Source organism: Shewanella sp. UCD-FRSSP16_17 (genome assembly GCF_001675935.1).
Taxonomy (GTDB): Bacteria; Pseudomonadota; Gammaproteobacteria; order Enterobacterales; family Shewanellaceae; genus Shewanella; species Shewanella japonica.
Genome location: NZ_LZFV01000024.1, coordinates 186,174 through 198,743 on the forward strand (window position 1 = coordinate 186,174; position 12,570 = coordinate 198,743).

A 12,570-nucleotide genomic window follows, 5' to 3' on the forward strand; every position below is an offset into this window, starting at 1 on the left:
TATTGTATATGTGTTTTTTAATAACTTCTAAATAAATGAAATGGAATTTAAATATTCAATGATATTAAAAGTTAATCCGTATTAATGTTATTTGTTAGTCTAAATTTATAATTATTATGTTGTGCCTAAATAACCTTGAGTAGAGGTTAACTATCTTAGTATTAACTTTCTGTGAGATGGATCTTACTATTTTCCCAGTGAATAGTTTTTATTTTATAAAAGTAATCTTTATTATTTTTTACAGATAAAAAAATCGTCTTTTTATATAAAAAATAAAATAAAATAAGCAGTAGGTATCTGATTTTGTTGCTTATTTTTTCTTTTACCTTTTGTTATCTGTAAGGCGTTTTTTGGTGTGATCTAGCTCAATTTTTGATGGCTTATTAGCTTTAAAATAACTCTTGCTCAAATTAATTATATCGTTCGCTGAACTGCCAGGTTCGACGACAAAATATAAAATAATGATGATTAGGAGTGGGACAATGAAACAGGCTAAATACAAGATGACAGCACTAAGCGTGCTAGTTTGTCTTGGCATTGTTGGCAATGCAACTGCAGCTGGTAAATATGATAGTGTGCCAGCCATGGGTAAAACAGCTCAAAAAGTACTTGCAGCCCCAAATGGTGATGAAGAAGCAAAAGGCGTTAAAACGCTGCAAGATTATATTGTTCAAGAAAAAGAACTTTTTGATTACTTATTTCAAAACCATCCATTATTTAAATACCATGAAGAAGGTAACTTAGTGGGTGATTACCACATTAGTGACCGTGGTGAAGAATATTTAGATACTGGTAATAGCCCGAAATACAGCAAACGTGTTGGTCGTCCAAGTGCGGTGCAATATCGCCTGGGGGCAAAATCTATTTTAGATTATCCGAACAAGTTTGTTGGACCTGAAAAATGTGGTGAGTGTCATGCTGTGCAATATGAAGCATGGAGTCGTTCTCGTCACTCTAAAACAATTCGTTTCCCTGGAGAGCATCCAGAAGTCGATAACGATTTGAACAAAACCATGTACAACACTAAAGATACTTCTATCTTACCTGACGGTATTACCCCTGATGCCATTTATGCAACCGTTGGTACGCCTCGTACAAAATACGGTTTCATTGATGCGTGGATGGTGCGTGGTACTTACCATATCCGTGATGGTTTACTAAAAGATGGCACCGGTAAAATGGTTGCTGGTGGTAACCAATTCTCACGTGGTTGGGCGGAGTGGCTTACCCCTGAAATGGCGGCAAAAATTAATGCTGCCATTCCAGAGTTCCCTGCAACAAACGAAGGTAAAGCATTTGGATTAAGTGGTTCTCACCAAGTGGGCATGAGCTCGTACGGTGCGAAATACGAAAAAGAAATGTTGTTCCAACCAGCGAGTTCTTACTGTGAAGTTTGTCATAGCTTCAAGTTCGACTTCCAAAGCAAAGATGAGTACTTAGCGGCATTAGGCGACCCTGAAAAACTTCGTGAGCATACGATTTCTAAAGGCATTGCTTGTGAAGAGTGTCACGGCGCTGGTGGTCACTTAGACGGCGGTAATGGCGGTGGTATGCCATCTAACTGTGAACGTTGTCACCAACGTTTCAACTATGTTGATGAGTTAGCTGATACTGAACAAGGTCAAGAGAAACTTGAGTATGCCTTCGGTGTGAAAATGAAGTCTGCATGTCCATCATGTGGTACTGAAGGATCGCAAATGTTTGCTTCTATGCATTATGAAAAAGGCATGCGTTGTGCCACGTGTCATGATCCGCATGAAGTGACAAGCAACGATTGGAAGTCTGGTTATACCAAACCGAAAATGAAGAAAGAGTGTTCAGACTGTCACGCTGCGCAAGCAGAAATTGCTGACAATACGAAAACTCATAGCGAGCAAAGCTGTACAAGTTGTCACATGCCTAACATGGGCAGCTGTGAAAACTTCACCGCAATGCAGTTCCCTGATCAAGCTGGTTTCGATGCCGTACGTAAGTCTCACATGTGGAAAATCGAAATTGACCCAACTCAGAAAACGCTAAATCCACCAGAAGGCAAGTCTCGTGAAGCGACGACTAAAGGTTGGACTGTTGCGAAGAACGCAGATGGTAATAACTACTTAGACTTAATGTGGTCTTGTGCTCGTACTGCGACCTCTGATGATAACGTTGTAAATGGCAAAGGTTGTCATAGTCAGTTCCAATCTGAACTTGACCCAAGCCTACACTACGAAGATCAACAAGAGATCTACGGCGAAGTCATGAAGTTCCAAACACCAATTAAAGAAACCTACGCTCAAGTTGTTGGTGCACTTGAAGCTATCGACCAATTACTAGAAGTGACTAAGTTATCTGTTGAAGATAAATCACAAGTACTTCTGTTGGCTGATAAAGCTCAAGATGCAGTGACCTTACTTGAAAAAGACGGTTCTTGGGGTGTTCATGGTGCGCGTTATACCCAAAAACGTATCGACGCAGCATTAACTTACGTGACCCAAGCTCAAGCCATTATTAATGGTAAAAAAATGTAGAACCCAGATGGCAATGAGCAATCGCTCGTTGCCATTTTTAATAGCTCGGCATCAGCCGATGCCGAGATATTTAGAGAGAAAGACCATGAAAAAATTACTTAGCAACCTCCTGATTTCTGTCTCGTTGTTTATTGCCGTGCAAGCACAAGTCTTTGCAGGGGCAGGGGGAGATTTAATCCCTGTAAAAATGAGCAATATTCAGCTTAATCCGATTTCAATGCGTGAAGCTGAGTCATTAGTGGGCAATGAAGATGTTTATTTTTTTGATGTAAACACATTGGAATTATGGGCTGAAGGATTTATTCCAGGCGCTGTGTATTTCAATGTGAAGAACTGGAAAGAGTTACTTCCAAAAAATAAGGATGCCGTGATGGTTTTCTACTGTGCAAATACCTTATGCACTTCGAGTGCGATGGCTGCTCGCGAAACGGTAAAGCTCGGGTACACAGGAGTTAGACATATGGCCGAAGGAATTTACGGCTGGCGCTTGTCTGGCAGAGTCATAGAAAAACCATAACGATTTTATTACCGATTAACAGCCTGAGGCTTGTTGTCCGCAGGTTAACTTTTTAAAGAGAGAACATCGAATGAAGCTATTAACTAAAAGCACTTTAGCAGTTGCAACTTGTATGTCTTTGGTTTTTTCAGCAGGAAGTTTTGCTACTGAAAACGTTGAAAATGATATTGAAAAACATTCCTACAGTATGGGTGCTTCGATTGGTAATTACCTATCCAGTCAAATTTATAACCAAACAGAGTTGGGTGCTCAAGTTGATGTGCAAAAAGTCATTGATGGTGTGATTGATGCGCTAAAAAATGAGCAAAAAATGTCGGATGAAGAAGTACTCACTTACTTAAATGAGCGCAGTGAATTACTGAACTTATTAAGCTCGCAAAAAATGAAACAAATTGCCCTTGAAAGCAAGCAAGCCAGTGAAGCTTACTTAGCTGAAAACAAAAACAAAGATGGCGTCACCATTACCGAATCTGGTCTGCAATACGAAGTGATCAAAATGGGTGAAGGCGTAAAACCTAAAGCGGAAGATGTTGTTACCGTGAAGTACAAAGGCACGATGGTTGATGGCACTGTATTTGATGAAACCACAGACCCTGTTCGTTTTGCATTATTAACCGCTATTCCAGGCTGGGAAGAAGGCTTACGTCTTATGCCAGAAGGGTCAACATTCCGCTTTGTTATTCCATCAGAGTTGGCTTATGGCAAGGATGGCGCTGGCGATATTCCAGGTGATACCGCATTAATTTTTGAAGTCGAGTTAGTGAAGTCTGAAAAGCCAAGTGAAAACGCTAAAGGCATGGGCCTAAGTGGTATGGGTATGAACGGCGCAATGGGCTCACACGGCTCTCACTAAGCGACAACACTTAATCGTTTTTTAAAGAAAGAAGAGACACTTATGAATATTCTGGCCTTAGGTATCGCAGTATGTCTGAGTATATTTATCGGACTCTTCTGGATTCATCACTGTGCATATAACCGTAATTTGAGCAGCATAGTGGTGAAAGCAACCAATACAAATGCCGAAATGAGCAGCACCATATCTGTTGAACCTGATGACTTCGCAGATGTCGGTGCTTACCAATACCCTTTGTGGATGTCGGCAATTGTATTGATCTTTTCGTTATCTATATATGCCAGTGGAGGACATTTCCAAGGTTGGGATAAAGGGCGAGTGGATGACTCGGTAGATTATTTGATCGCAGCCAAAATCACAAAAGGGCGAGAACAAGTACAGCAGCAACCGACTAATGAAATGGCATTAATGGCGTTAGCGCAATCTTATGCAGAAGGTGGCATGTATGCCGATTCTGTCGATACGTTAAGTCAGCTTATTGAGCTAGTCGGCGAAGATGCCGGGTTATTAGGCATGCAAGCCACATCAATGTATTACCGCGATGGTCGTCAGTTTTTACCTGATGCACGCAAGGTTATTGATACTGCGTTGAATTTACAACGTGACGAGCTTAATACCCGAATGATATTGGCAACTGATGCTTACCTTAATGGTCAGTATGCAGTCGCCATTGAACATTGGCGCATCCTACAAACCAACCAAACCCAATCTTTTAATAGACAGTCTATTAATAACGCAATAATGAAAGCCGAATTTAAATTGGATGAAGTGAGTCGCTAATTTCGTCATTTGAATTTGCAGCGAACCAATAAAAACCAGTCAGCTAAGGCTGAACTAGGGAGGATGTTGTGAGTGAAAATATAGAAAGACGGAGGTTTCTAAAAGGCATGGGAGCTGCCTCTTTAATTCTAGGCCCTATGGGGTGTAGTTCTGTTAAAGATGACAACGAAGATGCCAATAAACCTCATTACGTCATGGTGTTTGATCAAAATAAATGTGTCGGTTGTGGTGAGTGTAAAGAGGCATGTAATGTCGCTAATAACTTACCTGATGGCAAATCAAAATTGTTGATGGAACATCAATCGGGTGGTGTGGAAGGGCAAGCCTGTCCACATTGTGGCAAAGAAGCATGTAACTGTGAGCGTAAATTTGTTCGTGTGTCTTGCCAACAATGTAAGAACGCGCCTTGTGTTGCCGTTTGTCCTACTGGTGCTGCACATAAAGATCCTAAAACTGGGATCGTCACCATGGACGCCAGTAAATGTGCTGGCTGTAAATATTGTATTGGCGCTTGCCCTTACAATGCACGTTTTATCAATGAAGAAACTGATGTCGCCGATAACTGTGATTTTTGTTTAAACAGTAAGCTGGCAAAAGGTGAGTTACCTGCATGTGTGCAACAGTGTAAATATGATGCGTTGATCTTTGGCGATGCTAACGATCCAACCTCATACGTTAATAAGTTATTAGCGGTAAAAGACTCTGTACGTATGAAACCGCAGTTTGGTACCGAACCAAGCCTTCGTTACATTCCAGTCGTAAAATTGGGGGTATAAGATGGACGGTTCAATGGAATTTACCATGGGCTTATCTGAAGGGGTGGCATGGCCTTGGCCAATTGCGGTTTACCTTTTCTTAGCCGGTATTTCAGGTGGTTCGTTAGTAGTGGCATTGGCTATTCGCTTCTTTAAGGGGCAAACAGCTACGACACCATTATACAAAGCTGCCAGTTTAATCTCATTCGTGACGATTGCACTTGGGATGTTATGTCTGGTTTTAGACTTAACTAACCCATTATTCTTCTGGCGTATTTTGGTGTTCTATAACTTCACTTCAGTGATGTCTATCGGGGTAATTGCACTGTGTGTATACATCCCGCTAACTGCAGTGTTGTGTTTATATGCCTTTGAAGATGAAATTAAAACCATACCAGCGCTCAACTTCTTGTTGCCTATTATTACTATGCTTAAACCCGTTCGTAAGCCTTGCGAAGTGACGGCGTTAATTTTAGCAGCAGCAGTGTGTGCTTATACCGGTTTCTTGATTTCAGCGTTAATCCGTTTCCCGCTCATTAATACTGCAGTATTACCTGCGTTATTCATTGCGTCGGGTGTTTCAGCGGGTGCTGCAGCGTCAAAAATGTTGTCTGTATTCTTGTTTAAAGAAGACATGCATAGCAGTGAACTTAAAATTCTTCATGGAGCTGAATGGCCAATCATGATTGCGGAAATTTTGTTTATTTGCATGATTGCGATGTCACTTGCGACAGGAAATGCAGGGGCGCAGTCAGCTTTTGCTGCATTTACCTCTGGTGTGTGGGCAAACTTGTTCTGGATTGGTGTCGTAGGTGTTGGGTTCTTAGGCCCTATTCTACTTAACTTTGCCACCGGTAAAACCTTTAGTCATTCTGCTAAAGCGTTCTATCTATCAGGCGTATGTGCCATTAGCGGCATGATGTGTTTACGTCTGTTTATCCTATATGCAGGTCAAACATACGCAATCTAGTGTTGCCAGAGTCACCCTTAAGTCTTATGTCTTCCCTTAGTCATTTTTAAGGGTGATTCTTTTTACCAGGTAATAGCCTGTATTGAATTGGAAAACTGAAATGAAAAAAATACTATCGCTACTGTTACTCGTTCCTTTCTTATTTGCCTGCCAACCTGACAATGTTACAACAGAGGCTGATAGTCATGCACATGCAATACATGAACACGATCGTTGCCATATGTGCGGCATGATGATCACCAAATATCCAGGCCCCAAAGGCCAGCTAAAACTGAAAAATGTGGAAAAAAATCCTTCTTTTTGCTCAACCCGTGACATGTTTAGTTTCTTACTTCAGCCAGAAAATGCCCGTCAGGTGACACAAATTTGGGTACACGATATGGCGGCAACATCTTGGGATGATCCTAAAGATGAACACTTCATTGACGGTAAAACTGCCACCTATGTTTACGGTACAAGTCGTCAAGCTGTGATGGGTTCTGCTGTTGCCTCATTCAGCACAGTTAACGCCGCAGAGCAGTTTGCCAATGAATATGGCGGCGCGGTATTAGGCTTTGATGATATTACTATCGAATTACTCGGCGAAGGCATGAGCCATCATTAATTGACTTAGGATATTAGCCGATATTATTGCGCTGTTATAGCGTCTATTCACAGTATGGTGAGTGATGATTCATTGCCAAGGTAAATCGAGGCGAAAGTGAGGAAAACCATGGTTAAATTTTTGCTTAATGGGTTGTGGTTAATCGGTGTCATTAGCGCCCCTTGTGCTTTCGCAAACTCGACAGGCACCGACGTGCAAAATTCGCTTAATGTCATTTTGCTGCAGCAGGTCATAGATGAAGCCAACGCCCATGACACTGTGTTGCTGCAGGACCAACCTTACATTGGCAATGCCGTTATTAACAAACCTCTGACACTCATAGGACACCCTTGTTCAATTATTGATGCCCAGGGCAAGGGCAGCGCCATTACGATTGCAAGCAGTGATGTTCGTGTTGAGCAGTTAACAATACTAAATTGGGGATCAGATCAGTACGAGCTTAATGCTGGCATCTTAGTGAATGATGGTATGAGTAATATTGTGATTTCTGGAAATAATTTAACCGGTGATGGCTTTGGTATTCGGGCTGATAATAGCTCGGATATTGAGATTTATAACAATTACATCATAGGGAATAAGCAATTTTTTGTACTCGACAGAGGCGATGGCATTTATCTAAAAAGGGTTGATGACGCGGTGATTGAGGGGAATACCAYCAAAGATGTGAGGGATGGGATATACCTTGAGTCAGGTAAGAATAGCCTCATCGATGACAATCATTTCTCATCTCAGCAATACGGTATTCACTACATGTATACCGAAGGTGATGAAGCTAAAAATAATGTCGCTGTGGATGTTGATGGCGGTTATGCATTAATGAACTCAAAGCGGATTAATCTCCATCATAATCGCGTAGACAATGCGGCGACTTTTGGGGTGTTGCTAAACATGACCAATGACTCAGACATCCATGCAAATCAGGTAGATAATATCGTTAATCCTCAGCCCAAAATGCCGACGGGTGATGAGGGTAAAAGTATGTTCATCTATGGTGCCCGCGATAATCGTATTTATGAAAACCACTTTGGCCACAGTGAAATTGGTATTTATATGGCCATGGGAGGCGAGGGGAACAAAATTTATCGTAATCAATTTATCAACAACCAAGCACAGGTAAAGTACGTAGGCGACACCTTAGTAGAGTGGAGTCACCAGCAGCAGGGAAACTACTGGAGTGGATTTATCGGTTGGGATAACTCGGGTGATGGGGTGAGTGAACAAGCGTATCAGCCTAGTGATCATTTAGATCGCTTGTATTGGCTTTATCCAGAAGCGCACTTTCTATTAAAAAGCCCTGTTGCATCTTTATTACGTTGGACTCAACAGCAGTTTAGTCTTTTACCTGAGGCTGGAGTGATCGATAGCTTTCCAATGACAAGCGCATCACGGCCTTCCTTAATTGAAAATAATCGCCCACAGTCTGCGCAGCAGTTGTTAAGTAAATAGGGTTATCATGGAAAATACAGCCAGTATTCATGTTCAGAATCTCGTTAAAAAATACGATGATTTTACCGCTGTTAACGATATCAGCTTAACCGTTTCAGCAGGCGAAACCCTAGCGCTGCTTGGCCATAATGGCGCTGGTAAATCGAGTTTGATAAAAATGCTGTTAGGCATTGTAAAGCCGACTTCAGGTCAAATCTCCATGATGGGGAATATGGTGACCCATGAAAAAGATCGTCGCCAGGTTAATTTAGGCTACTTGCCTGAAAATATCAGTTTGTATGAAAAGCTGACGGGTAAAGAAGTGCTTAACTATTTTGCCGCACTAAAACGGATTGATAAAGCCAAGGTATCGACAGTACTGACGGAGTTTGGGCTTGAGTATGCGCAAGATAATCCGGTTAAGAGTTATTCAAAAGGCATGAAGCAACGACTTGGTTTTGCACAAGCCATTTTGTCATCGCCTGACATTTTACTGCTTGATGAACCGACCGTTGGACTTGATCCTCAAGCTTCATTATTTATGTATCAAAAAATCGCAGAGCTGAAACAGCAAGGCTGCGCAATTATCGTATGCACTCATGAATTGGCTGTGGTTGAGGACAATATTGATCGTGCATTCATTATGGCTGATGGACAACACCTCGCTAGCGGTAGTTTGAGCCAATTAAGGCAGTCGACTGATTTGAAAGTGAATATAAGCGGAACTGAAGTGAGCCGTATTATCGCAGAAGATCCCTTTTTAAATGCCTTATCCATTCAAGATAAGCTAATTATCTCACAGCAAGATAAGCCCAAGATTATGAAGTATCTGACTACGCATTGCGGGGTGTATAACTTTTTAATTGAAGAACCTGATTTAAGTGATATCTATCATCACTGCATGAATAACCGTCAGCAGTACGCTGCTTGAGGACAATAAATGTTGACGCCAATTTTAACTATCGCCACAAAAGAAATTAAAGATAACTGCCGCAACCGTTGGGTGGCTTTTATTGGCATTATTTTAACCAGTTTGGCCTTACTGATAACTTTTTCAGGCTCAGTGGTGACAGGTGAGCTTGTTATCCCAGAACTGCCGCTTTTGATGGCTAGTTTAAGCTCAGTTGCAGTATTTATCTTGCCACTTACAGCGATCTTGCTTAGCTACGACAGCTTTATTGGTGAAGAAGAGTCGGGCACCTTATTACTGCTTTTATCTTATCCGTTAAGCCGTAGCCAAATATTGGTGGGTAAGTTTATTGGACACTTAGCGGTAATTTCTTTCACTATTTTTATTGGTTTTGGTGCAACAGCATTGCTGGTCGGAATATTAACTGATGTGGCGTTATTCTCGCTAATATCGACTTTTTTACACTTAATGGTCAGCAGTATTTTATTAAGTATGTGCTTTATTTTAGTCGGTTACGCAGTGAGTTTGCAGGTAATTGAAAAGGCTAAGGCAATTGCGATTTTATTGTTTATTTGGGTTGCTGTTGTATTAGTTTATGACCTCATTTTACTGACCATGATGGTGGCTGAATCAACGAGTATTTCTAATGGTGTATTACAGCTACTTATTCTATTAAACCCCAGCGATGTGTTCCGAGCATTGATGTTGGTGGTTGCCCCTCACTCAAGCCACGTAGAGGGTCTATCTTCATTAGTGCAATGGCCAGTATTAAGCTTGTACCTTACCTTAGTGGGTTGGAATGCAATGATGATGATGCTGTCATTAGGCTTGTTTTATCGTAAACGTTTTTAGGGCTAATTATTGCTAAAGAGGTTTATCAGTCAGACTGCTTACAAACTATTTCATATTTTGCGCCTTTAGATGTATTAGGTTTAAGTTACTGTATTATTTAGTTAAATATTTTACTGGATTGAGTATGTGGTCACATAAAATTTACAGTGTCTAGGATATTATATCATTGGAATAAATTAGATAATTAGCTCAAGTACAGGTGCTTCCAGTGCTAAAAATTACATCATATTTAACACTTGATACTTCAGCAAAGCAGCTGGTTAATCATCTTAATGATGAAAAAACCAGTCTTACGTTTTCTGAAAATGCTGTGCTGATAAAATTACTCGATCATAGTGAAGAGATCTGGACTAAAGAGCAGCTATTAGCTGAAGGCTGGCCCGATCGTGTGGTTGCGCCTACTTCATTAACCCAATGCATTAGTACCCTGCGTCGTAAGTTAGAGCCTTACTCAGAAATTCATTTAAAAGCAGTCGCTCGCCGTGGCTATCAACTTCATATTAATGAACGTAGCCATGTCAAAATGGTGTCGTTAACGGATCGCGATACCCTGCGTGCAGCGTTTTTAGATGTTGGTGTTATGGTAAAAATAGCCGGCGCTATGGTTGTGATTGGGCTAATTACATTAGCTTGGTATCAATGTGAATATCATAAAGTTTTGAAAAAAACCTCTGAGTGGAGCAGTGACAAACAAGTTGAACTGAATATCGGTGGTGTGATGGAAAGTGCAACTTTGCTTTATAAAGATAATACCGACCAAGTGCATAAGTCCAAATGGCAAAAACATCTCGCGCCAGAAAGTAATATTGTTGAAGGCTTAAAAGGCTTTAGTGCTTTTGCGTTAACAAATGGAGCTCATTACTCTTTTGCATCGTGTCCTGGTTATACACTTGATGATTGTAATGGTGAAGGCATCATTAATATCAATACGTTAACTCCAGAGCCTGCTGGTTTGAATATGAGTGAATTTGTGCCACTCAGTCAGAAAATGGAAGATAGAATTCGATACAACCGTGTACTTATTCCACAAGACAGTGTCGGTAACATTGTTGAGCATCATTATCATGCTGATGTGTACTTTCCTGTGGCTGGTGAAAAGTTAATTCGGGGTGATTTTAGTCTGTCTTTGGTTTATGAAGATGACACCAGTGGCCAAATTTATACCACGACCTGTATTACTGATGAAGACTGTGTAACTACGCCAATTAAGTGGAAAACACGAGGGACGTTTAATCAATATCAGCAAAAGATTGGCGACTATGATGTTGATGTTTTTTATACCAATATCGAACATAAAGAGTTTATCAAACCTGATTTCGTTACCTCATCTGCAATGCGTTTTTATCGAGAAATTAGACGTGATGATATCCAAGTCACGAATATGACGCTTTTCAGGGTACACAAGACCAAAGATACTGCGGTGTGGATTTTACCGTTTATGGATGGTTTAGTCGCTTGGTCTAAGTACGAGAAGGTGCAATTCTAGCCCTTAAGTTGATGCTGTAAACGAGCGCAAATAACAAAAAAGCCGACTGAGATAGTCGGCTTTTTGTTGGGCAGCAAGGATTCAATTTTGAGAAGGTTGAATAGCTTGCTATCAATTCGCCTTTAATTACTTAATAAAGGCGAATGCATCTCCGTAGAGATGAGCTTCATCGACACCCATTTCACGAAATACTTCACGGGCTGCACCGACCATATCAAAGCGGCCAGCAATGTAGATGTCATAGCCAACTAAGCTGACATAGTCTTGCTTAATTTGTGCTAATAAATTGGCTTGCTTACCATTCCAATTAGCAGGGGCTTCTTCAACCACAGGGATAAACTCTAACCAGTTATGCTCTTCATGCCATTGACGCGCGATAGCTTGGTAGTACATGGCTTCTTCTGTGCGGCAACCCCAATAAAACTGAGTCGCGACGGTTTGGCCTGTCGCAATTTGTTGCTCGATGATGCTTTTGATGTACGAAAACCCTGTACCGCCAGCAACCATAATACGTGGACGGTTACTTTCTTGACGTAAAAATGCATTTCCTGCTGGAGCTTCAATATCTATGTAGTCATTGGTTTTAAGGCGCTCAACGACTTGCATTGGGTAGCTTTCTGAGACAGCAGCACCAATATGTAGCTCAATTAGTTCAGCACCTGGCGCTGAAGCAATTGAGAATGGACGTTTGTCTTTTTCGCCCATGACAATAGATAAGTATTGACCTGCTTTAAAATCAAACGCCGCTTCAGGTTGTAAGGTGACCTGAAACACGGCGTCGTTAAATGGGGTGACGCTAACAACTTTACAGCGAATGGTGTTCATCTAACATCCTTTTAGCCCTTTCTATGAAGGGTTATTTTCTTTTATATATGTAGGGTCTAGGTTGCGCTAGTGTGATATAGATCACC

General features: G+C 41.1%; 12 protein-coding genes. 11 read left to right on the forward strand and 1 reads right to left on the reverse strand.

What is annotated here, in order from left to right:
* The first annotated feature begins 482 nt into the window (after window positions 1-482).
* From A9267_RS12250 to A9267_RS12300, 11 genes are all read left to right on the forward strand, one after another.
* Entirely contained in the window at window positions 483-2,507 is a 2,025-nt protein-coding gene (locus A9267_RS12250; protein ID WP_065109372.1) for a cytochrome C, read from the forward strand.
* An 85-nt stretch (window positions 2,508-2,592) separates the two neighbouring features.
* Window positions 2,593-3,024, forward strand: a complete 432-nt coding sequence (locus A9267_RS12255) for a rhodanese-like domain-containing protein (protein WP_065109373.1) — start codon at window positions 2,593-2,595, stop codon at window positions 3,022-3,024.
* A 70-nt stretch (window positions 3,025-3,094) separates the two neighbouring features.
* Entirely contained in the window at window positions 3,095-3,877 is a 783-nt protein-coding gene (locus A9267_RS12260) for an FKBP-type peptidyl-prolyl cis-trans isomerase (RefSeq protein WP_055023497.1), read from the forward strand.
* A 42-nt stretch (window positions 3,878-3,919) separates the two neighbouring features.
* Window positions 3,920-4,657: a tetratricopeptide repeat protein gene (locus A9267_RS12265; RefSeq protein WP_065109374.1), complete on the forward strand. Its 738-nt coding sequence runs from the start codon at window positions 3,920-3,922 to the stop codon at window positions 4,655-4,657.
* Between the two features lie 68 nt (window positions 4,658-4,725).
* A complete protein-coding gene (locus A9267_RS12270; protein ID WP_055023495.1) occupies window positions 4,726-5,433 on the forward strand; it encodes a 4Fe-4S dicluster domain-containing protein in 708 nt (235 codons plus the stop codon).
* Window position 5,434: 1 nt separating this feature from the next.
* A complete protein-coding gene (nrfD, locus tag A9267_RS12275) occupies window positions 5,435-6,382 on the forward strand; it encodes an NrfD/PsrC family molybdoenzyme membrane anchor subunit (protein WP_055023494.1) in 948 nt (315 codons plus the stop codon).
* A 100-nt stretch (window positions 6,383-6,482) separates the two neighbouring features.
* Window positions 6,483-6,986 carry a nitrous oxide reductase accessory protein NosL gene (locus A9267_RS12280; protein WP_065109375.1) on the forward strand — a complete coding sequence of 168 codons (504 nt, stop codon included), beginning with the start codon at window positions 6,483-6,485 and terminating at the stop codon, window positions 6,984-6,986.
* 108 nt (window positions 6,987-7,094) lie between these two features.
* Complete coding sequence (nosD, locus tag A9267_RS12285; protein WP_065109376.1) at window positions 7,095-8,432, forward strand: nitrous oxide reductase family maturation protein NosD; 1,338 nt, start codon at window positions 7,095-7,097, stop codon at window positions 8,430-8,432.
* 7 nt (window positions 8,433-8,439) lie between these two features.
* Complete coding sequence (locus tag A9267_RS12290) at window positions 8,440-9,342, forward strand: ABC transporter ATP-binding protein (protein ID WP_065109377.1); 903 nt, start codon at window positions 8,440-8,442, stop codon at window positions 9,340-9,342.
* Window positions 9,343-9,351: 9 nt separating this feature from the next.
* Window positions 9,352-10,173, forward strand: a complete 822-nt coding sequence (locus tag A9267_RS12295) for an ABC transporter permease (protein ID WP_055023490.1) — start codon at window positions 9,352-9,354, stop codon at window positions 10,171-10,173.
* A gap of 208 nt (window positions 10,174-10,381) precedes the next feature.
* Window positions 10,382-11,659: a winged helix-turn-helix domain-containing protein gene (locus tag A9267_RS12300; protein WP_065109378.1), complete on the forward strand. Its 1,278-nt coding sequence runs from the start codon at window positions 10,382-10,384 to the stop codon at window positions 11,657-11,659.
* 126 nt (window positions 11,660-11,785) lie between these two features.
* On the opposite strand, the gene fre is transcribed toward A9267_RS12300, so the two are convergent.
* Window positions 11,786-12,484, reverse strand: coding sequence for an NAD(P)H-flavin reductase (fre, locus tag A9267_RS12305; RefSeq protein ID WP_055023488.1), 699 nt, complete (start codon window positions 12,482-12,484; stop codon window positions 11,786-11,788).
* Window positions 12,485-12,570 lie beyond the last annotated feature (86 nt).